This window comes from Nonomuraea sp. NPDC050404, from assembly GCF_040655495.1.
Lineage (GTDB): Bacteria > Actinomycetota > Actinomycetes > Streptosporangiales > Streptosporangiaceae > Nonomuraea.
Genome location: NZ_JBFAKB010000024.1, coordinates 1 through 26,307, shown reverse-complemented (window position 1 = coordinate 26,307; position 26,307 = coordinate 1). Strand labels below are relative to the sequence as shown.

Annotated in this window: 29 protein-coding genes; 14 read left to right on the top strand and 15 right to left on the bottom strand. The window is 70.1% G+C overall.

Annotation, left to right across the window (positions count from 1 at the left end; translation table 11 throughout):
- Positions 1-10: 10 nt before the first annotated feature.
- Together AB0I81_RS46490 and AB0I81_RS46485 are read right to left on the bottom strand one after the other, a co-directional pair.
- Positions 11-670 (bottom strand): hypothetical protein, encoded by a 660-nt coding sequence (locus AB0I81_RS46490; RefSeq protein ID WP_360672094.1) that lies wholly within the window; start codon positions 668-670, stop codon positions 11-13.
- Positions 667-1,179, bottom strand: a complete 513-nt coding sequence (locus tag AB0I81_RS46485; protein ID WP_125633878.1) for a SigE family RNA polymerase sigma factor — start codon at positions 1,177-1,179, stop codon at positions 667-669. The genes AB0I81_RS46490 and AB0I81_RS46485 overlap by 4 nt, the downstream gene beginning before the upstream one ends.
- 277 nt (positions 1,180-1,456) lie before the next feature.
- Here AB0I81_RS46485 and AB0I81_RS46480 point away from each other — a divergent pair, with 277 nt between their 5' ends.
- The 8 genes from AB0I81_RS46480 (at position 1,457) to era (ending at position 7,409) form a co-directional block, all read left to right on the top strand.
- The gene (locus AB0I81_RS46480; RefSeq protein WP_360672092.1) at positions 1,457-1,801 is read left to right on the top strand and encodes a histidine triad nucleotide-binding protein; all 345 of its coding nucleotides are present in this window, start codon (positions 1,457-1,459) and stop codon (positions 1,799-1,801) included.
- 104 nt (positions 1,802-1,905) lie between these two features.
- Positions 1,906-2,946, top strand: a complete 1,041-nt coding sequence (locus tag AB0I81_RS46475) for a PhoH family protein (protein WP_360672089.1) — start codon at positions 1,906-1,908, stop codon at positions 2,944-2,946.
- Entirely contained in the window at positions 2,943-3,419 is a 477-nt protein-coding gene (ybeY, locus tag AB0I81_RS46470; protein ID WP_360672086.1) for an rRNA maturation RNase YbeY, read from the top strand. The genes AB0I81_RS46475 and ybeY overlap by 4 nt, the downstream gene beginning before the upstream one ends.
- Positions 3,416-4,711 (top strand): hemolysin family protein, encoded by a 1,296-nt coding sequence (locus tag AB0I81_RS46465; protein ID WP_360672083.1) that lies wholly within the window; start codon positions 3,416-3,418, stop codon positions 4,709-4,711. Before ybeY ends, AB0I81_RS46465 begins: the two co-directional genes overlap by 4 nt.
- 320 nt (positions 4,712-5,031) lie before the next feature.
- Positions 5,032-5,676 carry a hypothetical protein gene (locus AB0I81_RS46460; protein WP_360672080.1) on the top strand — a complete coding sequence of 215 codons (645 nt, stop codon included), beginning with the start codon at positions 5,032-5,034 and terminating at the stop codon, positions 5,674-5,676.
- Position 5,677: 1 nt separating this feature from the next.
- Entirely contained in the window at positions 5,678-5,998 is a 321-nt protein-coding gene (locus AB0I81_RS46455; protein ID WP_360672502.1) for a cytidine deaminase, read from the top strand.
- Positions 5,999-6,006: 8 nt separating this feature from the next.
- Positions 6,007-6,483 (top strand): NUDIX domain-containing protein, encoded by a 477-nt coding sequence (locus AB0I81_RS46450; protein ID WP_360672077.1) that lies wholly within the window; start codon positions 6,007-6,009, stop codon positions 6,481-6,483.
- 17 nt (positions 6,484-6,500) lie between these two features.
- Positions 6,501-7,409 (top strand): GTPase Era, encoded by a 909-nt coding sequence (gene era / locus AB0I81_RS46445; RefSeq protein WP_360672075.1) that lies wholly within the window; start codon positions 6,501-6,503, stop codon positions 7,407-7,409.
- Here era and AB0I81_RS46440 read toward each other — a convergent pair.
- From AB0I81_RS46440 to AB0I81_RS46410, 7 genes are read right to left on the bottom strand one after another with little or no spacing between them, the layout of a single operon-like run.
- On the bottom strand, positions 7,400-7,891 hold the full coding sequence (locus tag AB0I81_RS46440; RefSeq protein ID WP_360672072.1) for a hypothetical protein: 492 nt from the start codon (positions 7,889-7,891) through the stop codon (positions 7,400-7,402). The genes era and AB0I81_RS46440 overlap by 10 nt on opposite strands.
- A 4-nt stretch (positions 7,892-7,895) precedes the next feature.
- A complete protein-coding gene (locus AB0I81_RS46435) occupies positions 7,896-8,732 on the bottom strand; it encodes an urease accessory protein UreD (protein ID WP_360672069.1) in 837 nt (278 codons plus the stop codon).
- An 11-nt stretch (positions 8,733-8,743) separates the two neighbouring features.
- On the bottom strand, positions 8,744-9,418 hold the full coding sequence (gene ureG / locus AB0I81_RS46430; protein WP_360672066.1) for an urease accessory protein UreG: 675 nt from the start codon (positions 9,416-9,418) through the stop codon (positions 8,744-8,746).
- 26 nt (positions 9,419-9,444) lie between these two features.
- Positions 9,445-10,152, bottom strand: a complete 708-nt coding sequence (locus tag AB0I81_RS46425) for an urease accessory UreF family protein (RefSeq protein WP_360672064.1) — start codon at positions 10,150-10,152, stop codon at positions 9,445-9,447.
- Entirely contained in the window at positions 10,152-11,849 is a 1,698-nt protein-coding gene (locus AB0I81_RS46420; RefSeq protein ID WP_360672061.1) for an urease subunit alpha, read from the bottom strand. Before AB0I81_RS46420 ends, AB0I81_RS46425 begins: the two co-directional genes overlap by 1 nt.
- Positions 11,842-12,153, bottom strand: a complete 312-nt coding sequence (locus AB0I81_RS46415; protein ID WP_360672058.1) for an urease subunit beta — start codon at positions 12,151-12,153, stop codon at positions 11,842-11,844. The genes AB0I81_RS46420 and AB0I81_RS46415 overlap by 8 nt, the downstream gene beginning before the upstream one ends.
- Entirely contained in the window at positions 12,150-12,452 is a 303-nt protein-coding gene (locus AB0I81_RS46410; protein ID WP_360672055.1) for an urease subunit gamma, read from the bottom strand. The genes AB0I81_RS46415 and AB0I81_RS46410 overlap by 4 nt, the downstream gene beginning before the upstream one ends.
- Before the next feature lie 189 nt (positions 12,453-12,641).
- On the opposite strand from AB0I81_RS46410, the gene urtA reads away from it, so the two are divergent.
- From urtA to urtE, 5 genes are read left to right on the top strand one after another with little or no spacing between them, the layout of a single operon-like run.
- Positions 12,642-13,847, top strand: a complete 1,206-nt coding sequence (gene urtA / locus AB0I81_RS46405; RefSeq protein WP_360672052.1) for an urea ABC transporter substrate-binding protein — start codon at positions 12,642-12,644, stop codon at positions 13,845-13,847.
- Positions 13,847-14,695: an urea ABC transporter permease subunit UrtB gene (gene urtB, locus AB0I81_RS46400; RefSeq protein ID WP_360672049.1), complete on the top strand. Its 849-nt coding sequence runs from the start codon at positions 13,847-13,849 to the stop codon at positions 14,693-14,695. Before urtA ends, urtB begins: the two co-directional genes overlap by 1 nt.
- Complete coding sequence (urtC, locus tag AB0I81_RS46395) at positions 14,692-15,717, top strand: urea ABC transporter permease subunit UrtC (protein ID WP_360672047.1); 1,026 nt, start codon at positions 14,692-14,694, stop codon at positions 15,715-15,717. The genes urtB and urtC overlap by 4 nt, the downstream gene beginning before the upstream one ends.
- On the top strand, positions 15,701-16,453 hold the full coding sequence (gene urtD / locus AB0I81_RS46390) for an urea ABC transporter ATP-binding protein UrtD (RefSeq protein ID WP_360672044.1): 753 nt from the start codon (positions 15,701-15,703) through the stop codon (positions 16,451-16,453). Before urtC ends, urtD begins: the two co-directional genes overlap by 17 nt.
- On the top strand, positions 16,431-17,120 hold the full coding sequence (gene urtE / locus AB0I81_RS46385) for an urea ABC transporter ATP-binding subunit UrtE (protein ID WP_360672041.1): 690 nt from the start codon (positions 16,431-16,433) through the stop codon (positions 17,118-17,120). The genes urtD and urtE overlap by 23 nt, the downstream gene beginning before the upstream one ends.
- Here urtE and AB0I81_RS46380 read toward each other — a convergent pair.
- Positions 17,117-17,827 (bottom strand): Mut7-C RNAse domain-containing protein, encoded by a 711-nt coding sequence (locus AB0I81_RS46380; protein ID WP_360672038.1) that lies wholly within the window; start codon positions 17,825-17,827, stop codon positions 17,117-17,119. The two genes, urtE and AB0I81_RS46380, sit on opposite strands and share 4 nt — an antisense overlap.
- Positions 17,828-17,862: 35 nt before the next feature.
- Here AB0I81_RS46380 and AB0I81_RS46375 point away from each other — a divergent pair, with 35 nt between their 5' ends.
- A complete protein-coding gene (locus AB0I81_RS46375) occupies positions 17,863-18,771 on the top strand; it encodes a TAXI family TRAP transporter solute-binding subunit (protein WP_360672035.1) in 909 nt (302 codons plus the stop codon).
- Here AB0I81_RS46375 and AB0I81_RS46370 read toward each other — a convergent pair.
- The 5 genes from AB0I81_RS46370 to AB0I81_RS46350 all read right to left on the bottom strand — a co-directional run bounded on the left by AB0I81_RS46370 (position 18,762) and on the right by AB0I81_RS46350 (position 26,140).
- Complete coding sequence (locus AB0I81_RS46370) at positions 18,762-20,084, bottom strand: HAMP domain-containing sensor histidine kinase (protein ID WP_360672033.1); 1,323 nt, start codon at positions 20,082-20,084, stop codon at positions 18,762-18,764. The two genes, AB0I81_RS46375 and AB0I81_RS46370, sit on opposite strands and share 10 nt — an antisense overlap.
- A gap of 116 nt (positions 20,085-20,200) precedes the next feature.
- Positions 20,201-20,866, bottom strand: a complete 666-nt coding sequence (locus AB0I81_RS46365; RefSeq protein ID WP_360672030.1) for a response regulator transcription factor — start codon at positions 20,864-20,866, stop codon at positions 20,201-20,203.
- A 9-nt stretch (positions 20,867-20,875) separates the two neighbouring features.
- On the bottom strand, positions 20,876-22,189 hold the full coding sequence (locus AB0I81_RS46360) for an MFS transporter (protein ID WP_360672027.1): 1,314 nt from the start codon (positions 22,187-22,189) through the stop codon (positions 20,876-20,878).
- Between the two features lie 141 nt (positions 22,190-22,330).
- On the bottom strand, positions 22,331-23,806 hold the full coding sequence (locus tag AB0I81_RS46355) for a sulfatase (protein WP_360672024.1): 1,476 nt from the start codon (positions 23,804-23,806) through the stop codon (positions 22,331-22,333).
- A gap of 111 nt (positions 23,807-23,917) precedes the next feature.
- On the bottom strand, positions 23,918-26,140 hold the full coding sequence (locus tag AB0I81_RS46350) for a glycoside hydrolase family 6 protein (RefSeq protein ID WP_360672021.1): 2,223 nt from the start codon (positions 26,138-26,140) through the stop codon (positions 23,918-23,920).
- Between the last annotated feature and the right edge of the window lie 167 nt (positions 26,141-26,307).

Sequence of the window (26,307 nt, the reverse complement as noted above, 5' to 3'; positions counted from 1 at the left end):
GGAACGGCCGCTAGGGCGTGGGCACGGGGACTTCGGACGCCGGGCCGGGCGCCTGCACGGGAGACTCCGTCACCTCGTCGGACGGCGGGCACTCCTCGGGAGGACAGGAGGACGGCGGCGCGCTCGTCTCCTCCATGGTCGGCGTCGGCGTGGGAGTGGGCGACCCCGACGGGCAGTCCGCCGGCGGCTCGGCCGTCTCGCTCAGCGAGGAGTCGCACTCGGTGGGGGACGGGCTCGGCGACGGGGAAGGCTTGCTGGTCGACTCGGCCTTCCTCGTCGCACGCGGCGACGACGGCTCGGGACTGTCGGGCAGCAGAACCGGCTGGGAGTGCAGCGGCTGCGGCTCCGGCTCCCTCGACGGCGGCTGGTGCGAGCGGGTCGTGGAGGAATTGGACGGCAGCTCACTGCTCTCGTTGCCCGCGGGCGCGACGGGAGCCTGATCGATCACCTGCGAACGCAGCTCAGGCACCGCCATCACGATCGCACCCGCCACCAGCACCGCGCTGACAGCCGCCGCGCCCGCTCGCCACCAGAACAGATTGCGCACACCCCGCCGCTCGATGCGGGCACGGATGATCTCCAGTCCTTCCGGCGAGGGCACGACCGCGTCCGCCTCCGTGCGGAGCGCACGGCGCAGCAGATCGCCGTACTCGTCGGGCGGCTGGGTCATGACATCGTCTCCAGGACCGATCGCAGCGCGGCCATGCCACGTGCCGTGTGGCTCTTGACCGCGCCCTTGCTGATGCCCATGGCGTGGGCGATCTCAGCTTCGGACAAGTCACCGTAGTAGCGTAGGACCAACGCCTCTCTCTGCCTGGTTGGCAGTGCACGTAGCGCCTCGATGACGGCGGAGCGCTCCAGCTCGCCGATCGCGCCGTTCTCGGCGCTCGGGGCATCAGGAAGTCCCTTGGGAGCGTACTTCTCGACGACCGCGCGGTGACGCAGCACGGACCGGGACCGGTTGACGACAGACTGACGCAGGTAGGCTAGCGCCTTGTCGGGGTCACGCAGCCTGCGCCAGGCACCATGGATGGCGACGAACGCATCCTGCACGACTTCCTCGGCTGTTGCAATGTCACGCACCAGCAGTACGGCGAGACGCACCAGCGACCGAAAGTGCGCACTGTAGAGCGCGGTAACGGCCATGTCGGCATCCCACCCGACCGGCACCGCCCCCATCGACCTGTCGGCCAGTAGGGTTTCGGTGGTCACATCAGTGGGACGCACGGCCTTACCAATGGGTTTACGCTCTTCCGGTTCTAGAGGGTTCCCCGGTTCCTTAGGGTGCATTACCCAGTCGTGTCCTCGCCAGGTGGCGCTCGCCCGACCCTGAATCGTCTTTTTACCTGAAGTCTCGCACACTCACCCTAACCGTGTTGATCTTACTCCGCACGACACAGGTGATTACCGATTCACAACGGACTCCCCAACGGCACAGGCTCGATAGGGTGATCAGGTGAGCGAATGCCTCTTCTGCAAAATCGTCGCCAAGGAGATCCCCGCCGAGATCGTCCACGAGACCGGCAGGACCCTGGCCTTCCGCGACATCACGCCCCAGGCGCCCACCCACGTGCTGGTCATCCCCAAGACCCACCACGCCGACGCCGCCACCCTCGCCAAGGCCGACGACGGGCTCGCCGACGAAGTGCTCAAGACCGCCCACGAGGTGGCCGTCATCGACGGAGTGTCCGACAGCGGCTATCGCATCGTCTTCAACACCGGACCCGCCGCCGGCCAGACCGTCGCCCACGTGCACGCCCACGTACTCGGCGGGCGCGACCTCACCTGGCCGCCCGGATAACCGGACGCGGTGATATTGGCGCGAGCAATCGGCCTGCTCCCGGATACGATGGGCGGAGAAGAACTCCGAAAGAGACCGGGAGGCATCAGGCCGCTGGCCTGCCCATGTCCGAACTACACGAATCCCGACGCACAGCACCTCCCTCGCGGACTCAAGCGAAGGTGCTGATACCGGATGAATACCCGATGGTCAGCCTCCTGGGCTCCCGCGACGAGCTGCTACGCGTCATCGAGGGCGCCTTCCGGGCCGACATCCACGTGCGCGGCAACGAGATCACCGTCACCGGCAGCCCCGACGAGAGCGGCACCGTGGTCCGCCTGTTCGAGGAACTGGTCGAAGTGCTGCGCAGCGGCGGAGAGCTCACGCCCGACGCGGTCGAGCGCAGCATCGCCATGCTCCGCATGACCTCCGACCGCCCCGCCGAAGTGCTGTCGCTCGACATCCTCTCCTCACGAGGCCGCACGATCCGGCCCAAGACCGTCAACCAGAAGCGCTACGTCGACGCCATCGACCAGCACACGGTCGTCTTCGGCATCGGCCCCGCGGGCACCGGCAAGACCTACCTCGCCATGGCCAAGGCCGTGCGGGCGCTGCAGGAGAAGCGGGTCAACCGCATCATCCTGACCCGGCCGGCGGTCGAGGCGGGCGAACGGCTCGGCTTCCTGCCCGGCACCCTGTACGAGAAGATCGACCCCTACCTGCGGCCGCTCTACGACGCCCTGCACGACATGGTCGACCCCGACTCGATCCCCAAGCTGATGGCGGCGGGGACGATCGAGGTGGCGCCCCTCGCATATATGCGCGGTAGAACCCTTAATGATGCATTTATCATCCTTGATGAGGCGCAGAACTCCTCGGCCGAGCAGATGAAGATGTTCCTGACGCGGCTCGGGTTCAACTCCAAGATCGTGGTCACGGGTGACGTGACGCAGGTTGACCTGCCTTCGGGCACGGTCAGTGGGCTGCGGGTGGTGCAGGAAATCCTGGATGGCATTCCGGACATCCACTTCTCCCGGCTGAGCAGCGCCGACGTCGTGCGGCACAAGCTGGTCAGCGAGATCGTGGACGCGTACGGGCGCTACGACGCCACTCAGGCGGCCCAGGAACCGAAGGGCATCCAGCAGCGGGGGAAGCGGCGGCCATGAGCATCGAGATCAACAACGAGTCCGGCGTGGGGGTCGACGAGGAGAGCCTCGTCGGCCTGGCCGGTCATGTGCTCGGCGAGCTGGGCATCAACCCGCTCGCCGAGTTGTCCATCGTGGTGGTCGACGAGGACGCGATGGCCGAGTTGCACGAGAAGTGGATGGGTGAGCCGGGGCCGACCGATGTGCTGGCCTTCCCGATGGACGAGTTGCGTCCGGGTGGCGGGGCGCGTGGCGAGTCCGAGGGACCGGCCGATCCGGCGCTGCTCGGGGATGTCGTGTTGTGCCCGCACATCGCCGCCAGGCAGGCGGAGGAGGCCGGTCACAGCGCCGCGGACGAGCTTGAGCTGCTGTGTACGCACGGCATCCTGCATCTGCTCGGCTATGATCACGCCGAGCCGGAGGAGCACAAGGAGATGTTCGGTCTGCAGTCCCGGCTCCTCGAGTCGTGGCAGGGGGTGCGCAACCCGCGGTGAACGGCTGGTTGCTGTCGGCCATCGCCCTTGTGGTCATCGGTGGCCTGATCGCCAGTGCGGAGACGGCACTGACGCGCATCTCCAGGGTGCGTGCCGAGGAGTACGTGCGCGATGGCCGGCGGGGTGCGGTGCGGTTGCAGGCGATCGTGACGGATCCGCCGCACTACCTGAACCTGCTGCTGCTGTTGCGGCTGAGTTGTGAGCTGGTCGCGACGGTGATCGCGACGCTGCTGTTCATCGATCTGATGCACGATCAGGGCTGGGCCTATGTCTGGGCCGCGGTCGTGATGATCCTGATCAGTTATGTGGTGGTCGGGGTGATGCCGCGTACGCTGGGGCGTCAGCACGCGGAGCCGGTGGCGCTGGCCAGCGCGCCGATCGTGTACGGCCTGACCCGCATCTTCGGCCCGCTGCCCAAGCTGCTCATCCTGCTCGGCAACGCGCTGACGCCCGGCAAGGGTTTCCGTGACGGGCCGTTCACCTCCGAGGCCGAGTTGCGTGATCTGGTGGATCTGGCCGAGGAACGGCGGATGATCGAGCCGGACGAGCGCGAGATGATCCACTCGGTGTTCGAGCTGGGTGACACTCTGGTGCGCGAGGTCATGGTGCCGCGTACGGACATGGTGTTCATCGAGCGCGCCAAGACGATCAGTCAGGCGTTGTCGCTCGCGTTGCGCAGTGGTTTCTCCCGGATTCCGGTGGTGGGGGAGAACGAGGACGACGTCGTCGGGATCGCCTATCTGAAGGACATCGCCCGCCGGATCCACGAGTCGGGTGAGGGCGGTGGCAAGGAGTCGATCGAGTCGATCATGCGTCCGGCCGCCTATGTGCCGGAGAGCAAGCCCATCGACCAGCTCATGCGGGAGATGCAGGCCCGTCAGATCCACATCGCGATCGTCATCGACGAGTACGGCGGCACGGCGGGTCTGGTCACGATCGAGGACGTCCTGGAGGAGATCGTCGGGGAGATCACCGACGAGTATGACCAGGAGGCGCCCCGGGTGGAGGACATCGCGGACGGCGGGATGCGGGTGACGGCGCGCATGCCGGTGGATGAGCTGGCCGAATTGTTCGACACCGAGATCGACGTGGACGACGTGGAGACCGTCGGCGGGTTGCTGGCGCATGCGCTGGGCCGGGTGCCGATCGCCGGGTCGCAGGCGGAGGTGGAGGGGTTGTCGCTGACGGCGGAGACCCTGGCGGGGCGTCGTAACCGGATCAGTACGGTGGTGGTGCGGCGGGTGAAGCCTCCCGAGGACGAGGTCGTCCCGGCGGCCGCCGAACGGGAATAGGCTCCCGTTTCCCCCTTGTGGGGACATGTCGCAAGTGTTCTACAAGTCATCTGCAACCCGGATCCGCCACTCTCTAACCACGACATCCAGTGCGGTGGGTGTCCAAAGGGGAGGCATCCGAAGACCGGGTGGGGTTCGCGGTCGGAGGGTGTTCCTGGGGGGACGACAGCGTCCCGGCCTGCAAAAGGTCGGACGCTGGTCGGCGTAAAGGGTGTTCTCGTCCGGAAAACCGGATGGGGGCACCCTTTTTGCGTATAGGTGGTTACTCCGGTGGATTGCCGCATTCGTCGGTGGGGGAGGCTGCGATCCAAGGGGGGATCATGAAAGCCAAACCTGGGATCATCGCCTGTGCGCTGGTGACCGGCCTCCTGGCGGGATGCGGGGGCGGGGGAGCGGAGAGCTACCTCGACGCGCAGGCCATGGCGCAGTTGCGCGAGATGCTCACCAAGGAGCCACCCCTGCCCGACGGATTCACGGTCCGGCCGGAGCAGGCGTGGCGGATGCCGTTCGGGCAGGCGGACAGGAACTGCCGGGCCGTGCTGGAGCCGGCCGGCGGGCGGGCGCCGGGTCAGGCGCTGACCGCGCAGGCCGCCGTCAGCTACCACGGGGACGGGCTGGGCGAGCAGGCCGGGGTGGGACTCGCCCGGTACGCGAACGAGGAGGCGGCGGGACACCTCGACGCCCTGGCCGAGGCCATGGAGGAGTGCCGGGGAGTGCGCACCTCCAGCGGCACCGACCTGCGCCTGGACAGGCTCGCGGTGCGCGAGGCCATGTATGAGACGGTGGACGAGGCGGTCGGCGCGCGGCTGCGCGGGCAGCTGAACGGCTACCCGTACTCGATGGACGTCGTGTTGTCGCGCGTCGGGGACACGCTGGTGTCGGTGGTGCACACGGGGATGAACGAGGTGGACGGCGCCCGTACCAGAAAGGTGGTCGAGGCCGCGATATCCATGGTCAGCACCTAACCTGGAACGTGTGAACCCAGAAGACAGCAAGATCATCACGCTCGCCCGCGCCGCGCGGGCGCGCAACGGATCCGCCGAGGGGGCGGCCGTGCGTGACGAGACCGGCCGCACCTACTCGGCGACGAACGTGGCCCTGTCCGCGCTGACGTTGTCGGCGGTGCAGGTGGCGGCGGCCATGGCCATCTCCAGCGGCGCGCGGTCCCTGGAGGCGGCGGCGCTGGTGAGCGAGGGCGACCCCAGCCCCGGCGACGAGGCCGTGGCGGCAGAGCTGGGCGCGGGCAAGCTGCTCGTGGCCGGCCCCGACGGCACCCTGCGAGGCTGAGCATGCCGATGTCGCCGTTTCTGGCGAGACTACGGGAGAAAATCGGCAACGATCTGCTGATGTTGCCGTCGGTGACGGCCTTCGTGTTCGACGACGAGGGGCGCATGTTGCTGGCCCGGCACGGTGACGTCGGGTTGTGGGCGGCGCCCGGCGGCGGCGTGGACCCGGACGAGCGGCCCGAGGACGCGGTGATCAGGGAGATGCGCGAGGAGCTCGGCATCGACATCGAGGTCAAGGGCCTCATCGGCGTGTACGGCGGCCCCGAGTTCCGCACCCTCTACCCCAACGGTCACCAGGTCGCCTACGTGATCGCCGCCTACGGCTGCGTGATCGCCCCCGGCTCCCCCGAGCCCGAGCCCGACGGCGTCGAGATCAACGACTTCCGGTGGGTCACGGAGCGGGAGGTGCCCGCACTGGACACGACCGCCTGGACCCCCGACGTGGCGCCCCAGGCGTTCGCCTGGTGGCGTGAACACGCCCGCTGATGGGACACAATGCACATGTGACTTCGCCAGACAACCATCGCGCCGGATTCGCCTGCTTCGTGGGGAGGCCGAACGTCGGCAAGTCCACGCTGATGAACGCCCTGGTCGGCGCGAAAGTGGCGATCACCTCGTCCAAACCGCAGACGACCAGGCGCGTCATCAGGGGCATCGTGCACCGCCCCGACGCCCAGCTCATCATCGTCGACACGCCCGGCCTGCACCGCCCGCGCACGCTGCTCGGCGAGCGGCTCGACAGCCTGGTGTTGTCCACGCTGACCGAGGTGGACGCGATCGGCTTCTGCGTGCCGGCCAACGAGCCCATCGGCAAGGGCGACCGGTTCATCGCCGACAAGCTGGCGGCGGTGAAGAAGACGCCGGTCGTCGCGGTGGTGACCAAGTGCGACCTGGCCACCAGGGACCAGATCGCCGCGCAGTTGCTGGCGGTGTCGCAGGTGGCGGAGTTCGCGGCGATCGTGCCGGTGTCGGCGCAGTCGGGCGAGCAGCTCGACGTGGTGGCCGACGTGCTGATCGAGCACCTGCCCGAGTCCCCGCCGCTGTACGAGGGCGGCCGGCTCACCGACGAGCCCGAGCAGGTGATGGTCGGCGAGCTGATCAGGGAGGCGGCGCTGGAGGGGGTACGCGACGAGCTGCCGCACTCGATCGCCGTCGTCGTGGACGAGATGTTGCCCCGCGAGGGGCGTGACGACCTGCTGGACATCTACGCGCACATGTTCGTGGAGCGGCCCTCGCAGAAGGCGATCGTCATCGGGCACAAGGGGGAGCGGCTGCGCGACGTGGGCACCAAGGCCCGCAAGCAGATCGAGGCGCTGATGGGCACGCGCGTCTACCTGGACCTGCGCATCAGCGTGGCCAAGGACTGGCAGCGCGACCCCAAGCAGCTGCGGCGGCTGGGCTTCTACGACTGATCCCCGGCCTCAGGGCGGCGGAACAACGCCAGGACCGACAGCAGGACGATGGCCAGCGCGCAGGCCAGCGCGCCGAACCAGCCGAACCTGATCACCGGCTCGATCGACAGCAACTCGCCGAGGTTGAGCGAGATCCGGTCGCGCAGGCCGCCGCCGTCCCCGGAGATGAACATCACCAGCACCACCAGGGCCAGCCCGCCCGGGATGACGGCCAGGGCGGCGAGCCGGGGGCGCGCCACCATGCCGGCCAGGCCGCAGCCCAGCGTCACCATTCCGGCCATCAGCGTGTAGACGCCGAACGGGTCGTCGATGCCGCGTACGTCATTGGCCACGCCGCCGCCGATGAGGCTGCTCGTCGCCTGCAGACCGGCCCACGGCAGGACGGCGCAGAACACGAGCAGGGCTCCCGCGGCGGTGACGGCCAGGGCGTACCCACGGCGGGTTCTGGGGCGGGCGGGCGTGGGCATGAGGTCGTCGGCCACACGATCACTGTATGACGGGGGCGGGCGGCTCACCACCGTACGCAACGGAGTCGTCACCAAGGCGCGGTAAGGGCTGTGACAGCCGTGCCATCGGGGCTCCGGAGGTTTTCCAGGGGTCGGTCGCGATGGCCGTGCGTTCGCCCCATTCCAGGCGGGAGCGGAGCTGAACCGCGTCGGCCGCCAGGGCGGAGACCAGGGTGCCGGAGACGGCCAGGGGCAGGACCGCGACGCCCTCGGCCACCGCGGTCTCCTTGGCGGCGGCGGTCAGGAACGTGGTGCCGACGCAGCGGGCCCCGCCGTACACCGCCGGGGAGTTGTCGAGGGCCGGGTCGCCGACCGTGAACTCCTGGCGCAGCAGCGGCAGGCCGTCGCGGGTGGCGTCGAAGCGGGCGTGGCAGCGGCCCGGCTCCTCGCCGTGGCGGCCGAAGACGATCTCCTCGCGCCACCGCACGTCCGCGTCCGCCTCCAGGGCGAGCCGTACCAGGAGGCGGTGCCGGCAGCCGGCGGCCAGCACCGTGGGCTCCGGCATGAAGCGCAGGGTGGCGCCCGCCCCCACCCGGGCGGTGACGAGCAACTCCGACTCGCCCTGGCCCGGTAGGACCAGCGTGGCGGCGACCGAGCCCAGTTCCAGGGTGGTGCGCGGGGCCACGTACAGGTCCAGGGTCAGTCTGTCGCCGCCGAGCGGGCCCGCCGCGGTGGAGACGAGGTGGACGGTGTGCGGGCCGGTCTGGCGCAGCGTCAGCGGGGGCGCGGAGGCCAGGCGGCTCATCACGGTACGGCCGTCCGCGCCCCGCGCGGTCGCCACGGCGGCGCTCGCCCGCATCGCCCGGCGTCCGTCCATCCGGCGGAGCACTACGAGATGGGGGTCGCGTGGGCGTGGGACCAGGCGTGCACCTGCTCGGAGACCCAGGCGGCGATCGTGGCCGCCGTGGGGTCCTGGCGGATCGAGGTGAACAGCACAGGACGGTCGCCGCGTACGGCCGCCGCGTCGCGGTCCATGACGCCCAGGTCCGCGCCCACCATCGGGGCCAGGTCGGTCTTGTTGACCACCAGCAGGTCGGCCGTCGTGACACCGGGGCCGCCCTTGCGCGGCACCTTGTCGCCGCCCGACACGTCCAGCACGAAGATCTGCCGGTCGGCCAGCCCACGGCTGAACGTGGCCGTCAGGTTGTCGCCGCCGCTCTCCACGATGACCAGGTCGAGGGGGCCGAACCGGTACTCCAGGGTCTCCACGGCGTCGAGGTTGGCGGCGATGTCGTCGCGGATGGCGGTGTGCGGGCAGCAGCCGGTCTCCACGGCCAGGATGCGCTCCTCGTCGAGCACGCCCGCCCGGCGCAGGAAGTCGGCGTCCTCGGTGGTGTAGATGTCGTTGGTCACCACGCCGAGGGACAGCGACGGGCCCAGCGTGCGGCACAGGGCGGCCACCAGGGCCGTCTTGCCGCTGCCGACCGGGCCGCCGACGCCGAGCCGCAGTGCGCGGCCGCGGCCGTCGGGGGCGTGGTGGTGGTCGTCGTGATTGGCGCCCATGGTGGAGTCCTTCCAGTCGGGATATGTCATGAGATGAACAGCCGGACCTCGGCCTGTGCGTGTTGCTCGGCGAGGAGGTCCAGGGCCGGCGCGGAGTATGCGGGCAGCGTCTCCCAGCCGGAGGTCTCCGCGCCGAGGGCGTTCTCGCAGGTCGGGGGCGGGGCGGCGGACAGGGCGGCCTGGGTGGCGACGGCGGTGAGGTCCGGGGTGAGGGCGGCCAGCAGGGCGTGCACGGCCACCGGGTCGAGGCCGAGGAGCCGGACCGCGGCCGTGGCGGGGCCGGTGACGGCGTGGTAGGCCGCCGCCAGTGCCGCCTCCTCGGGGGTCGCGCCCGCGGCGTGCGCGGTGGCGCCGAGGGCGATGGGGTGGTGCGGGCTCGGGAGGATTTCGGCGAGTTCGTCCAGGACGGGTGACGGCCACACCCGGCGGGCCACCCGCAGGAGCAGCCTGCCCTGGGTGCGGGAGGCGTCCCGCTGGGCGGGGGAGGCGGTCCTGGCGTCCACCTCGGCGTCCAGCACCCGCCACGAGCTCCCGGCATCCGCATGCGTGCAAGCGGCGGCGGTCAGGGCGGCTGTGAGGGTGCCGGTCGTGTGGAGGCGGCCGCGCAGGAAGGAGGCCAGCGAGGGCACGTCGTGCACCGCTCCCGCCGCGATGGCGCGCTCGGTGCCGCCGGAGTGGGCGTGGCCGCCGGCCGGCAGGCGGGAGTCGGTGAGCAGGAGCAGGGACGGGTGCATCAGAACAGGAAGTAGCGCTGGGACATGGGCAGGGTGGTGGCGGGGGCGGGTTCGATGAGGTCGCCGTCGACGCGTACCTCGAAGGTGTCCGGGGCCACCTCGATCCGTGGCAGGGCGTCGTTGAGCGGCATCGACGACTTTCCTCTGCGCCGTACGTCCGCGACCGGCGCCAGGCGACGCCGTACCGCCAGGGAGTCCGCGAGCCCCGACTCCAGGGCGAGGGGCGAGACGAAGTGCAGCGAGGTGGCGGCGGCGGTGACCGGCGAGGCGCCGAACATGGGACGGGGCAGCACCGGCTGCGGCGTCGGGATCGAGGCGTTGGCGTCGCCCATCTGCGCCCAGGCCACCACGCCGCCCTTGAGCACCAGGTCCGGTTTGACGCCGAAGAAGGCCGGGTCCCACAGGACGAGGTCGGCGAGCTTGCCGTGTTCGACGGAGCCGACCTCGGAGTCCAGGCCGTGGGCGATGGCGGGGCAGATGGTGTATTTGGCGATGTAGCGGCGGGCGCGCAGGTTGTCGGCGGGGCCGCCCAGCGAGCCGCGGCGGGCCTTCATGACGTGGGCGGTCTGCCACGTACGGATGATCGTCTCGCCGATCCGTCCCATGGCCTGCGAGTCCGAGCCGATCATCGAGATCGCCCCGAGGTCGTGCAGCACGTCCTCGGCGGCCATCGTCGTCGGCCGGATGCGCGACTCGGCGAAGGCCAGGTCCTCGGGGATGGAGGGGTTGAGGTGGTGGCAGACCATCAGCATGTCGAGGTGCTCGTCGAGCGTGTTGACGGTGTGCGGCCTGGTGGGGTTGGTGGAGGAGGGCAGCACGTTGGGGTGGGCGGCGACACGGATGATGTCGGGCGCGTGCCCGCCGCCCGCCCCTTCCGTGTGGTACGCGTGGATCATCCGCTCGCCGATGGCCTTGAGCGTCGACTCCACGAAGCCGGCCTCGTTCAGCGTGTCGGTGTGGATCGTGACCTGCACGCCGGTGGCGTCGGCCACGCTCAGGCAGGCGTCGATGGCGGCGGGCGTGGTGCCCCAGTCCTCGTGCAGCTTGAAGCCGGAGGCGCCGGCGCGGAGTTGTTCGAGCAGGCCCTCGGTGGAGACGGTGTTGCCCTTGCCGAGCAGGGCGAAGTTCAGCGGGTAGGCGTCCAGGGACTCCAGCATGCGGCCGAGGTACCAGGTGCCGGTGACGGTCGTGGCCTTGGTGCCCTCGACGGGTCCGGTGCCGCCGCCGACGATCGTGGTGACGCCGGAGCCGATGGCCTCGTCGAGGAGTTGCGGGCAGATGAGGTGGACGTGGGAGTCGACGGCGCCGGCGGTGAGGATCTTGCCGTTGCCGGCCAGGATCTCCGTGGACGGGCCGATGACGATGTCCACGCCGTCCATGGTGTCGGGGTTGCCGGCCTTGCCGATGGTGTGCACGCGGCCGTCGCGGATGCCGACGTCGGCCTTGATCACGCCCCAGTGGTCGAGGATCACCGCGCCGGTGATGACCAGGTCGGCGGCGCCCTCCGCGCGGGTGGTCCTGGCCTGGCCCATGGACTCGCGGATGACCTTGCCGCCGCCGAAGACGGCCTCGTCGCCGTACCCGGCGCAGCGGTCTTCGGTGACCTCCACGAACAGGTCGGTGTCGGCCAGGCGGATCCGGTCGCCGGTGGTGGGACCGTACAGTGCCGCGTATCGGGCGCGTGAGATGTCAGTCATCCAGCGGCCCCGCCCACTCGGGCCGCAGGCCCGGCACGACGCGGGCGCCGGCCAGGGGCACCAGCGTCACGTCGCGTTCGACACCCGGCTCGAACCTGATCGCGGTCCCGGCGGGCACGTCGAGCCGCATTCCCCAGGCCGCCTTCCTGTCGAACTCCAGCCCGGGGTTGGCGGCGGCGAAGTGGTAGTGCGAACCCACCTGCACCGGCCGGTCGGCCGTGTTGACCACGCGCACGGTGATCCGCTCGCGTCCCGGGTTGAGCGCGATCGTCCCTTCCGGGTGCACGTATTCGCCCGGGATCACGGGATCGGCCTGTGTACGGTGACCAGCTTCGTGCCGTCCGGGAAGGTCGCCTCGATCTGCACGCTGTCCAGCATTTCCGGCACGCCCTCCATGACATCGGTCCGGCCGAGCACCGACCGCCCGGCCTCCATCAGGTCGGCCACACTGCGCCCGTCCCTGGCGCCCTCCATGAGGAACGAGGCGATGATGGCGGTAGCCTCGGGGTGGTTGAGCCGCAGGCCCCTGGCCTGCCGCTCGCGCGCCACCCCGGCGGCGACGTGGATGAGCAGCCGCTCCTGCTCGTGTGAGGTAAGCCGCATGGCCGGACCCTAAGAACCGGCCGTTTCCGAGCTGTTGCCGTGACATGTCGGCCCGGTTTCGCCGCGCGCGGATGAACCATCTGTGAACAAGTGAACGTTTGGCAATCGCCAATTAACCTTCGGGATCTTCCGGCGAAATGCCGCAGAGTCACCGTTCTCCCAGAACCGGTCGCCAGGAAGGACCCTCCTGTGCCCATCCGCCCGATTGTCTCCGCGATGCTTCTTCTGGCCCTAGCGGCCTGCGGAACCGATGCTCAACCCGCCGCCCAGTCCAATGAGATCAAGGTCGGCCTCCTGCACTCCCTCAGCGGCACGATGGCGATCAGCGAGGTCACCGTGCGCGACGCCGAACTGCTCGCCATCGAAGAGATCAACAAGGCCGGGGGCGTGCTCGGCAAGAAACTCGTGCCGGTCGTGGAGGACGGCGCCTCCGACTGGCCCACGTTCGCCGAGAAGGCCACCAAGCTGATCAGACAGGACAAGGTGGCCACCGTCTTCGGCGGCTGGACCTCCGCCAGCAGAAAGGCGATGTTGCCGGTCTTCGAACGCTACAAGGGCCTGCTCTGGTATCCGGTGCAGTACGAGGGGCTGGAGAGCTCGCCGAACATCTTCTACACCGGCGCCACCACCAACCAGCAGATCATCCCCGGGCTCGACTACCTGAAGGAGCAGGGCAAGAAGAAGGTGTTCCTGGTGGGCAGCGACTACGTCTTCCCGCGCACCGCGAACAAGATCATCAAGGCGTACGCGGCCGCGAACGGGATGGAGATCCTCGGCGAGGAGTACACGCCGCTGGGCCACACCGAGTACTCCACGCTGGTCAACAAGGTCACCGGGGCCAAGCCGGACGCGGTCTTCAACACCCTCAACGGTGACAGCAACGTCGCCTTCTTCAAGCAGCTCAAGAGCGCGGGCGCGACGGCCGAGAGCCTGCCGGTGTTGTCGGTGAGCATCGCGGAGGAGGAGGTCACCGGCATCGGCGTGGACAACATCGCGGGCCATCCGGTCGCCTGGAACTACTACCAGACCACCGAGACGCCGGCCAACGAGGCGTTCGTGAAGGCGTACAAGGCCAAGTACGGCCAGAACAAGGTCACCTCCGACCCCATGGAGGCCGGCTACAACGCCGTCTACCTCTGGGCCGAGGCGGTCAAGAAGGCGGGCTCGACCGAGGTCGAGGCGGTCAAGAAGGCCGCGCCCGGCATCAAGCTCGAACGCCCCGAGGGCCTGGTCACCATCGACGGCGAGAACCAGCACATGTACAAGACCGCCCGTATCGGCATCATCCAGCCGGACGGCCTGATCAAGCAGGTGTGGGACTCGGGTGAGCCGATCAAGCCCGACCCCTACCTCAAGGGCTACCCGTGGGCGGCCGGCCTGGCGGCGGGCAAGTGATGTCGGCCTTCGTCAACCAGCTTCCCATCGGGTTGTCCATCGGGGCGGTGCTGCTGCTGATCGCGCTCGGGCTGACGTTCACGTTCGGCCAGATGGGCGTGATCAACATGGCGCACGGCTCGTTCATCATGGTCGGGGCCTACACCGCGTACCTGATGCAGGACCTCCTCCTGGCGCTCCCGGCGGCGTTCCTGGTCGCCGGGCTGATGGGGCTGGTCCTGGAGCGGCTGGCGATCAGGCACCTGTACGCCAGGCCGCTGGACACGCTGCTGCTCACCTGGGGCGTCAGCCTGGTGCTGCAACAACTCGCCCGCGACCTGTTCGGCGCGCCGAACGTGCAGGTGGCGGCCCCGGCCTGGTTGTCGGGCGGGATCGGCATGCTGCCCTACAACCGGCTGTTCATCATGGGGCTCGCGCTGGCGGGCGTGGTGGCGATCTGGCTGTACCTGAACCGTACCGGGCTGGGCCGCAGGACACAGGCCGTCGTGCAGAACCGGCAGCTCGCCGCCACCAGCGGGATCGACACCGGCCGGGTGGACATGCTGACGTTCTTCATCGGCTCCGGGCTGGCCGGGGTGGCGGGCGTGGCGGTGACGCTCATCGGGCCCGTCGGCCCCGCGCTCGGCGAGGTCTACATCGTGGACGCCTTCCTCGTGGTCGTCGCGGGCGGGCTCGGGCAACTGCGCGGGGCGGTGCTCGCGGCCGTCGGCCTCGGACTGCTGAACTCCTACGCCGAGTTCTGGTCGGACGCCTCGCTGGCCAAGGTGATCGTCTTCGCCGTCATCATCGCGTTCCTGCAGATCAGGCCGCAGGGCATGTTCGTGCTCAGATCGAGGGTGCTCACATGAGCGCGATCAGACGACACCTGCCCTTCGCCGCCGTGGCCGTGGCCCTGCTGGTGGCCGCGCCGCTGCTGCTGGAACCGTTCCGGCTGGGACTGCTGGCCAAGTACCTGTGCTTCGCGATCGTCGCGCTCGGGATCGGGCTGGCCTGGGGCAAGGGCGGCATGCTCACGCTCGGCCAGGGCGTCTTCTTCGGGCTCGGCGGCTACTCGATGGCCATGTACCTCAAACTCACCGAGGCCGAGGGTGGCCTGCCCGACTTCATGAGCTGGAGCGGGGTGGAGGTGCTGCCCGCCCTGTGGGTGCCGTTCGGCAACCCGGTCTTCGCGCTCGGGATGGCGGTGCTCGGGCCGGTGCTGGTCGCCGTCGTCCTGGGCACACTGGTGTTCAGGCAGCGGGTACGGGGCGCGTACTTCGCGATCCTCACCCAGGCACTGGCCGCCGCCATGGTCATCCTGCTGGTCGGCCAGCAGGGCCTGACCGGCGGCACCAACGGCATGACCAACTTCTTCGAGCTGTTCGGCCAGGACCTCGCCGAGGACTCCACGCAGCGCGGCCTCTACCTCGTCGTCGCGAGCGTGCTCGGAGTGCTCTACCTGGCCACCCGCCAGCTCGTCAACAGCCGCTACGGCCGCCTGCTCGTCGCCGTCCGCGACGGCGAGGACCGGGTACGTTTCCTCGGCTACGACCCCGCCCTGGTCAAGACCGTCACCTTCGCCATCTCGGCGGGCATGGCCGGGCTGGCCGGCGCCCTGTTCGTGCCCGTCGTCGGCATCATCTCGCCCGCGCTGCTCGGCATCGTGCCCTCCCTGGAGCTGGTCGTCGCCGTCGCCGTGGGCGGGCGGCACGCGCTGGCCGGGGCGGTGCTGGGCGCGATCGTCATGGGGTACGCCAAGACGGCCTTCAGCGAGCAGTTCGCCGAGGGCTGGCTCTACCTGCAAGGAGCCCTGTTCATCCTGGTCATGACGCTGGCCCCGAAGGGCATCCTGGGCGTCGTCGGGAGGTTGCGCCGTGCTCGAACTACGTGACGTACAGGTGGTGTTCGACGGCTTCCGCGCCCTCGACGGCGTGGACCTGACCGTGCCCGAGGGCGAGCTGCGCTTCCTCATCGGGCCCAACGGCGCCGGCAAAACCACGCTCATCGACGTGATCACCGGCCTGACCAGGCCGGCGGCCGGCAGCGTACGCTTCGGCGGCCTCGACCTGATCGGCAGGAAGGAACACCAGATCGTCCGGCTGGGCGTCGGCCGCACGTTCCAGACCTCGGTGGTGTTCGAGGAGCTCACCGTGATCGAGAACCTCGACCTGGCCGCCAGCTTCCGCATGCCGCTGTGGTCGCTCGCCAGACGCCGCAAGGGTGTCTCGGACGCCGTCGCCGAGGCCCTGACCAGGACGGGTCTGGAAGACCTCGCCGAGCGTTCAGCGGGCGTTCTCTCACACGGCCAGCGCCAGTGGCTGGAGATCGGCATGCTGCTGGCGCAGCGGCCCAGGCTGCTGCTCCTGGACGAGCCGGTGGCGGGCATGTCCAAGGACGAACGCGAGCGCACGGGCGAACTGCTCACGCAGATCGCCGACGACCACACGGTGATCGTGGTGGAGCACGACATGGAGTTCCTGCGGCGGCACGCCTCGACGGTGACCGTGCTGCACGAGGGCAGGGTGCTCGTGGAGGGGTCGGTGGACGAGGTCAGCGCCGACCCTCGCGTGCAGGAGGTCTATCTGGGGAGGAGGAAGGCTGGCGATGCTGTCGGTAACCGGCCTTGAGTCAGGGTACGGTCGCGCGCGCGTGCTGTTCGGGGTGTCACTCGAAGTGGGCCCCGGGCAGCTCGTGTGCGTGATGGGACGCAACGGCGTAGGCAAGACCACACTGCTCAACACCGTCATGGGTGTCATCCCCGCCACGGCGGGCACGGTCACCTTCGACGGCCGGGACATCACCAAACTCAAACCACACGAACGCGTACGGCTCGGCATGGGCTACGTCCCCCAGGGCCACCAGTGCTTCCCCCAGCTCTCCGTCCAGGGCAACCTCCTGGTCACGGTGGAGGCCGCCAAACAGCCCAGGACCGCCATCGACGAAGCCCTCGACATCTTCCCCGCCCTCAAACCCCTGCTCAAGCGCAGCGCCGGACACCTGTCGGGCGGCCAGCAACAACAACTCGCCATGGCCCGAGCCCTGGTGACCCGCCCCAGAATGCTCATCCTCGACGAGCCAACCGAGGGCATCCAGCCGTCGATCATCCTGGAGATCGAGGAGGCCATCGAACGCCTGCACGCCGCCGGCCTGGCCGTGCTGCTCGTGGAGCAGTACCTGGACATCGCCCTGCGCCTGGCCGACACGTTCGTCATCCTGGACGGCGGCCACGTGGTCAGGACCGGCGTCGCCGACGACCTCCAGCAGGAGGAGGTACGGCGCCTGCTGGCCGTTTAGCCCGCCCAGGCTTGGGCGGTCCTGACGATCTCCTCCAGATGGCCGCTGTGCGCGCCGTGCCAGTAGACCTGGCCGCAGGACGCGCAGCGGCCGTAGGCGTCGTAGTTGCGCCGGGTGCCGTCCTCCAGCTGGGGCTCCACCTCGTCCTTCGCGACCAGCACCAGCACGCCGTTGCAGGCCGTGCAGCGGGTCCACGGGCGTAGGGGCGGGGCGAAGCGTTCCAGCAGGTCGCGGAGCTGGTCGGCCGGGGCGGAGCCGCGTACGTACGCGCCCAGCCACAGCGCGCGGCGGCGCAGCAGGCCCCGGTCCTGGGTGAGGAGCACCCGCCGCTCCTCGTTGGCCTGCACCACCAGCGCCGGGTCGTCCATGTCGTTGTGGTAGGCGGTGTCGATGCCCAGCAGGCGCAGGCGGCGCGCCAGCGTGCCCAGGTGCACGTCCAGCAGGAAACGCGGCTCCTCGGGCAGTTGCTGGGGGCGGGGGATCGGGTGCACGTCCACCACGTCGCCGGGGGTGAGCTGGTACGAGGGCGGCACGCCCCGGCCGGCGACCAGCATGGGACCCACCTCCGTCAGCGGGACACCGATCGACTCGACGTGGTGGCCCAGGGTGGAGGTGTTGTCGGGGGCCACTTCCTGCCACTCTTGGCGGCGACTCGCGGGCAGGAACAGTCGCAGTTCGGGGGCGATGCGCAGGCGTGCTGTCGTCACAAGGTTCATTCTGTTCCACCGGCTAACGTGAATTCATGTCGATATCTCGCCGTTCTCTCCTTCTCGGGGGGCTCGCCGTCCCGGCCGGGTGCTCGGAAGGTGGCGAGGGCGGGAGGGAACTGCGGCTGGCGACCGGGCTGGCCGGGGGGCCGTACCGGCCGCTGGGGGATCGGCTGGCCGAGGAGTTGCGGCGGGGCGGGATGAGGGTGCGGGTGCTGGCTACGGCGGCCAGCGTGCAGAATCTGACGATGATGACGGATGGGCGGGCCGACGCCGGGTTCGCGCTGGCCGACAGCGCCGCCGATGCCGTGCGCATACGGCATCAGCCCGTCTCCGCCCTGGCCAGGATGTACATGAACTACGTGCATCTGGTCGTGCTGACCGAGTCGCAGGTCACCGAGGTCGGCCAGCTGGCGGGGCGGGCCGTGTCGATCGGGGTGGAGGGGTCGGGTACGGCGGTGACCGCCGCCCGCGTGCTGGCCGCCGCCGGGCTGAAACGGCCGCCGGTCATTTCGAGGCTGGAGCTGGACGCCTCGATCGAGGCGCTGCGGGCCGGGCGGATCGAGGCGTTCTTCTGGTCGGGCGGGGCGCCGACGCCCGCGCTGGCGGCCCGCGACGACGTGCGGTTGTTGCCGCTGGATCCGCTGGTGCCGGTGTTGCGGCGGGAGTTCGGGCCCGTGTACGAGCACGCCTCCGTGCCCGCCGGTACGTACGGCGGCCCGGCGTCGGTGCCGACCGTGGGCACTCCCAGCTACCTGATGTGCCGGAACTCGCTGCCGGACGATCTGTCGTACACGATCACGGAGACGCTCTTCCGTGCCCGTGACCGGCTCCAGGCCCCGTCCGCGCCGGGCGGGAGGCTGGACGAGCGGTACGCCATCGGCACCGGAGTCGTGCCGCTGCACCCGGGCGCGGCCCGCTACTACCGGTCGGTCTATGGCTGATCTTTGAGACGCAGTTCCACCACCAGCCCGTGCGGTACGGCGGGCAGGAGGTGGAGTGTGGCGCCGCAGGATCTGGCCAGTTCGGCGGCGATGGCCAGGCCCAGGCCGCTGCCCGGGACGTTCGCGTGCTCGCTGGAGCGCCAGAAGCGGCCTTGCGCCTCCATGCGTTCCTCCGCGCTCAGTCCCGGACCGTCGTCGGCCACCCGCAGGATCCCGTTGGCCAGCGTGACGGTGACTGTGCCGCCCGCAGGGACGAATTTCTGGGCGTTGTCGAGGGCGATGTCCGCGATCCTGGCCGCGGCCTCGGGGACGCTTCCTGAAATGTCGGTTACGAGGTGCACGCCGGCCGCCGCGTACACCTCCCGCCAGGCCGCCAGCCGTGGCTCCAGCGGGATCTCCTTGCCCGCCACCCCCGCCCCGGCCTCCACGCGAGCCAGCGCCAGCAGGTCCTCCACCAGCAGTGCCAGCCGGTCCAGCTCAGCCATCGCCTCGTCGTACTCGGCCGTGCCCTCCTCGCGCAGGTGCGGCTCCAGGTTCTCCAGCCGCAGCCCGAGCACCGTCAGCGGGGTGCGCAGTTCGTGCGAGGCGTCGGCCACGAACGCCCGCTGCCGCTCCATCGCCCCGGCCACCGCGTCCGCCATCGTGTTGAAGCGCTCCTCCAGCCGTCGCAGCTCCGACGGACCCACTCCCGGATGCGCCCGCGCGTCCAGACGGCCCTGGGCGATGGCCCGCGTCGTGCGGTCCAGTTCGGTGACCGGCCGCAGGATCCAGCGGGCCAGCCTCCTGGCGGCCAGGACGGAGTAGGCCAGCGCGACCAGCGCGCCGAGCGCCAGCGCGCTCCACACCAGCGTCACATCCAGCCGGGCGCTGTCCGCCGGAGCCTGGAGCAGCACCACGCCCGACAACTGTGCGTCCCGGCCCGCCGGTTCGGCCAGCAGTACCGTGGCCGGGCCGAACGGGCTGATCGTGGGCAGATCCTCGGTCGTGCGGCCGGACAGGGCCAGGCGGAGCGCGTCGCGTTCGTCGGTGTCGAAGCGGCCCGCCGTGAGCAGGATGGAGCCGTCGCGGTCGCGTACGCGGACGGCGGCGCCGTACAGGTCGGCGTAGCGGGTGATCTCGGCGACCAGGCCCGTGCGGTCGTCGTCGCGCGCGGCCTGGTCGGCCAGCTCCGCGAAGCGGGTGGCGTCGGCGCGGCGGTCGAGGAGGAGGCGGTTCGTGCGGTGCGAGGCGTAGGCGAAGCCCAGCGGCACCGCGAGCGCCGCCACCATGATCGCGATCAGCGTGGTGAACGTGACCACCAGCCGCGCGTTCACCCGGCCCTGCCCGGGTTCACAGTGAACGTGACCACCAGCCGCGCGTTCACGCGGCCCTGCCCGGGTTCACGGTGAACGTGACCATCAGCCGCGCGTTCACCTGGCCCTGCCCGGGTTCACGTCGTGGAGCCCAGCCGGTAGCCGGTGCCGCGCAGTGTCTCCACCAGGCCCGGCCTGCCGGTCTTGGAACGCAGGTTGGCCACGTGCACGTCCAGCGAACGAGAGGCCGACAGCAGCGGGTCGCCCCAGACCTCGTCGAGGATCTCCTCCCTGCCGCGCACCACGCCGGGCTCCCGAGCCAGCAGCGCCAGCAGGTCGAACTCCCGCCGCGTCAGCGTCACCGGCTCCCCGGCCACCGTGACCTGCCTGGACTCCAGGTCGATGCGCACGTCGCCGACGTTCACCACGTCGTCGCGCAGTGGGCGCGGACGCGTGCCGCGCCGCACCACCGCCTCCATCCTGGCCATCAACTCGACCGTGCGGAACGGCTTGACCAGGTAGTCGTCGGCCCCTGACCGCAGGCCGCGCAGCACCTCGCGCTCCTCCGTACGCGCCGTGACCACGATCAGCGGCACCGCCGAGACCCGGCGCAGGCGGCGCAGCACGTCCAGCCCGTCCATGTCGGGCAGCCCCAGGTCGAGCAGGACGAAGTCGGCCGCCCCCGACAGGCGCAGGGCGTCCACGGCCAGCCCCGCCCGGGTGACCTGGTGGCCGTGCCGGGCGAGGGCCGTGGTGAGCGCGGCGGCGAGCCGATCGTCGTCCTCGACCAGCAGAACTCGCATAACGCCAGGTTAGACGCGGGCGGCCGGCGTCTTCTCGGTGGCCTGCTCGGCACGCGAGAGTGCGATGTCCCTGGTCTCACGCATGAACAGGTAGACGATGAGGGACACGGCGGCGCAACCGGAGACGTACCAGAAGAAGCCGGACTCGATGCCGCTGTCCTTGAACCACAGCGCCACGTACTCGGCGGTGCCGCCGAACAGGGCGTTGGCGATCGCGTAGGGGAGCGCCACGCCGAGCGCGCGCACGTGCGTCGGGAACAGCTCGGCCTTGACCACCGCGTTGATCGAGGTGTAGCCGGTGACGATGATCAGGCCGATCAGCGAGAGCAGCAGCGCGCCGCCGAAGCCCGAGACGCCGCCGAGCGCCGTCATCAGCGGCACCGTGCCGACCATCGACCCGATCCCGAACGTGATCAGCAGCGGCCTGCGCCCGATCCGGTCCGACAGCCCGCCGGCCAGCGGCTGCAGGCACATGAAGATGAACAGCGCGCAGAAACTCACCAGCGTGGCGGTCTCCTTGGGGAGGTTCGCGGTGTTGGAGAGGTATTTGGTGAGGTAGGTGGTGTAGGTGTAGTACGCGACCGTGCCGCCCATCGTCAGGGCGATGACCAGCAGCGCCTCCTTCTTGTGGGCGAGCAGCGACTTGATCGTGCCGCGCCGGGCGTCGCCCGTCTCGCGCTCCTCCTCGTCGTACGCCTCCGTCTCCAGCAGGTTGCGGCGCAGGTAGAACACGACCGCGGCGGCCAGCGCGCCGACCACGAACGGGATGCGCCAGCCGTAGGAGTGCAGCGCCTCGGAGGACATCGTGTTCTGCAGGATGATCTGCAGGCCGAGGCCGACGAGCTGGCCGGCGGTCATGGAGACGTACTGGAAGCTGGAGGCGAAGCCGCGCCGGCCGCGCGGGGTGGCCTCGGTCAGGTACGTGGCGCTGGCCGCGTACTCGCCACCGACGGACAGGCCCTGCAGCAGGCGCGCCACCACCAGGACCAGCGCGCCGAAGTAGCCGACCGCCTCGTAGGTCGGGGCGATGGCGATCAGCAGGGCGCTGGCCGACATCAGCGTGACGGTGAGCGTGAGCGCGGCCTTGCGGCCCTTCCTGTCGGCGTAGCGGCCGAGCAGCCAGCCGCCCAGCGGGCGCATGAAGAAGCCGACGGCGAAGATGGCCGCGGTGTTGAGCAGCTTCGCCGTGTCGTTGCCCTCAGGGAAGAAGGAGGCGGCGAAATAGATGGCGAAACTGCTGTAGACGAACCAGTCGTACCACTCGACCATGTTGCCGATGGAGCCGCCGATGACGGCCTTCCACGGCACGCGTGCCTTGCTCACGAACCAACCTCCTGGGGCGCTTGGGGGGTTATTGCTGGTCAGAGCCTCGCGCCAGAAGGATGTTCGGACAAGGGAGGCAAGCGGAGATTTAACGTCCGCTTTACCTCGGGTCATTGATCGAGTGGTACGCGGGGTTTTCGGCTAGGGACGGGGGCCGGGGACCGGGGTCCATTGGCGGCAGGCGTCGCCCGCGCAGGTGCGCAGAGCGGCCAGCCGGGAGGCCAGCGCCTGGCGCGTGGCGTCGTAGCTCGGGTCGGCGTGCACGCTGGTCAGCTCGTACGGGTCGCGCTGCAGGTCGTACAGCTCCAGCTCGCCCGTCGAGTGCTCGACGTACTTCCATCGCGGTGCGCGCAGGCCGGCGTACCACCTCGCGCCGTCGGTCCTGGGGCCGTTCTCGATCACGATGCCGCGCGGAATCATGGCGGGGTCGGCGACGATCGGGAGCAGTGAGCGGCCGTCGAGCGTGATGGCGGGGGTGGCGTCGGTGACGTCGAGGATGGTCGGCACGAGGTCGACGTTGGAGGCCAGCGTCTTGACGTGCCGGCCCGCGGGCAGGCCGGGCCCGCGCATGATCAGCGGCACCCTGATCGACTCCTCGTACGGCACTATCTTGCCGTTCCTGATCCGGTGCTCACCCTGCATCCAGCCGTTGTCCGAGGTGAACACGATCAGCGTGTTGTCGAGCTCACCCGACTCGCGCAGCGCCGCCACGATGCCGGCCACCGCCTCGTCCACCGAGAGCAGCGACTCCAGGCGGCCCTTGAGCGCGACGTTCTGCATGCGCGCCTCGGCCGCGGCGTCGATCCTGGGCCGGTTGCGTACGGCCGCCGGCTTGTCGGAGACGTTGGCCTCGTCGAAGCTGGGCGGCTTGGGCAGCGTCACGTCGTCGAGCGCGCCGAGATGCCTGGGCGCCGGGCGCGGATTGCGCTGCGACCGGTCTCCGCCCGCGCCCTCACCGTGCGGGGACAGCGGCGCGAAGGACAGGAAGAACGGCTTGTCGGCGGGCGCCTTGCGCCGGATATAGTCCACGGCCTTCCCGGCGTAGACATCGGTCTGGTAGAGCGCGGGGTCCTCCACGTCGGCGCTGCCGTAGGTGCGCAGCACGCCGTTCTCGTTGAGCGTGTACCCCCACATCCGGTACGTGCTGGGATCGACCGAGCCGTACCACTCGGCCCAGCCGGGCGGGATCTCCGTCGGGTTGGCCCGGCCATAGCCGTTGAGGAACTTGCCGATGTGCCCCGTGTCGTAGCCGCCCCTGGTCAGCCAGACCGGCAGCGTCTCGGCGGCGGGCAACTTCGGGTAGCCGCCGTCGGGGAGCGCGTTGCTCAGCACCCCGTGGTTGTGGGCGTACTGGCCGGTCATGAAGGTCGCACGGGACGGGCAGCACAACGAGTACGACACGACGCTGTTGTCGAAGGTCGTGCCGGGTTCCGCCAGCAGCGAGCGCACGTTGTCCAGGTACTGCAGGGCGTAGGTGTTCATGTCGTCGACCATGATGACGACCACGTTGGGCTTGGCCTGTGCGCCGGCGCGCACGGTGCCGCCGGTGAGGGAGGCCGTGACGGTCAGGGCGAGCAGGATCGTGAGCAGCCGGAATAAGTGCGGACGTGCGGACATGCGGTTCCTTCCCCAGGAGGAGCAGCCGTGACCATGCACAAACACACAGAGCTAAACATTCATGGCAAAGATCGGCAACATGCTTCAGTCAGTTTCCCCGCCTGAACGGCCTCACCGCAGCGGCGGGCCGGCGTTCTTCGCCCTTTCCAGCGCCAGCTCACCCCACCACTGTCCGATGGACGGGGACACGACGCCGCGCTCGGGGTCCTTCTCGCCCTGAGTGCCGCGCCTGCAACGGCCGCTGGAGGTGCCCGCGCGGGCGATCCACAGGTACGCGTCGACCAGCTCTTCGCCCGTCTCGGTCGTGGGCCGTTCGCCGACGCCCCTGCCCGGCGGGTTGCACCACGTCTGCGGGTCCTTGTACTGCTTCGCCGGTTTCCACGGCTCCGGGACGCCGCTCCTGCTGGTGTCCACCACGAAGTGCGGCATGGCCGCCGGGTCCGCCGTGAGGCCCTCGGGGCAGTCCGACGTGCCCGTCCTCATCCGTACGCTGACGCAGGCGGACACGGCCTTGCCGTACTCGACGCTGGAGTCCGTGCCGTGGTAGCCGGCGACGTTGACGAAGAAGCCGTCCGCCTCGGCGATCCCGGCGCTGATCAGGCGTTCGGCCATGGCCTCCGTACCGGGCCAGTGCCTCTGGCTGCCGTCGAGATAGACGGCCGTGTCCGGATTGGCCTTGAGGAGCTGTACGGCCCGGCGCAGTTCGCGGTAGCGCTGGTCCGGCGTGCCCGTGGCGCAGTCCCCGAGGCCGGGGACCTTGACCAGGGTGCCGGGCTCCAGGATGACCACCGCCTTGCTCCGGCCCAGCTCGGCGGCGATGCCCTCGATCCACTGGTGGTAGGCGGTCGTCTCTGAGGGGGTGAACGGCCGGCAGCCGTCGCCGGGCAGGTAGTTGACCAGGAACACCGGGACGCCGCCCGCCTGCTTCGCCGCCGCGACCATGTTCCGCACCCTCGGCCTGATCTCCGGCTGGTTGAGCCGGATGGCGTGGGGGGTCTCGGCCAGTGCGCGCATGAGCTCGGCGTCCTGGGGGCGGGTCTGCCGCCAGAGTTGTTGCTGGCGGGCGGCGCCTGGCTCTTTCGGGCCGTAGAAGCGTACGTTCTGGGCGGATCTCAAGGGGTTCTGGCCAGGGACAGTGGTGCCGGTGGTGCCGGTGGTAGCGGTGGTGCCGGTGTTCGCCGCGCTGGTCGTCCGGGCGCGGAGATAGACGGCGGCCGAAACGCCGGCGATCGCCACGACCACGGCCACGGCGGCGGTCAGGAGTTTGCGCCGCCGGTTGGCGTGCGCCGCGCCGCGGGCCTTGCCGTCGGTGTCCGCGACCGGTTCCGGCCGTCCGTGCGTGGCCGCGATCGGTTCTGCCCGTCCGTGGGTGGCCGCGACTGGCTCTACTCGTCCGTTTGGGGCCGCGACTGGCTCTGCCCGTCCGCCCGTGTCCGTGACTGGCTCCATCCGTCCGCCCGTGTCCGTGCCTGAGGTCAGGCCCGGGATCGGCGACGGGGTGTCCTGGCGGAGGCCGGCGAGGGCGGCCGTGCCCGTGTCGCCCGTGCTCAGGTGGTCCATCAGCTCCTGTGCCGTCGGCCGGGCGGCCGGGTCCTTGGCCAGGGACGCCGCCACCAGGTCGCGCAGCGGGCCGGACAACCCGCCCAGGTCCGGAGGGTCGCTCACGATGCGCATCAGGACCGCGGGGACGGAGCCCGTACCGAACGGCGGCTTCCCACCGGCGGCGAAGGCCAGCGTGCCGCCCCACGAGAAGATGTCCGAGGCCGGCCCGATCGCGCCCTCCGACACCTGCTCGGGCGACATGTACAGGGGCGTCCCCAGGACCTCGCTGCTCATCTCCGCGTCGGCGAACTGCGCGATCCCGAAGTCGATCACCTTCGGGCCCACCTGCGACAGCAGCACGTTGGACGGCTTGAGGTCCCGGTGCACCACCCCGGCCCCGTGGATGGCCCGCAGCGCCATCGCCATCGCCGCCGCCAGCCCGTCCAGGGCCGAGCCCTTCAGCGGTCCCGACGTCTGCACGACGTCCCTGAGGCTGGGGCCCTCGACGTACTCCGTGACCAGGTACGCGACGTCCCCCTCCACGTCGGCGTCCAGCACGGGAGCGGTGCAGAACCTGGCGACCCGCTTGGCGGCGGCCACCTCGCGGGCGAAACGCCGCCTGAAGTCCGCCTGCGCGCCCAGCCTGGCGCGGATCAGCTTGACGGCCACCCGCGTGCCGTCGGGGCCCTGTCCCAGGTAGACGACCCCCATGCCGCCCTCGCCCAGCCGCCCGAACAGGGTGTAGGGCCCCACCTGACGAGGATCCCCGTCTCTCAGCGACTCCAAGGTCATAGAGATCCAGGCTAGCCCCGTTTTCCGCATGTGAGTGATCTTCAGCGGAGGTCTCGTGGATCGATGTCAAGAAGATCCAGGAGGTGGAGTTGGAGGTCGGTGGGTTGCGGGATGGCCGGGGGTGACTGGCCGGTGCCTGGGATCAACCGGATGCCGGCCAGCGCGTC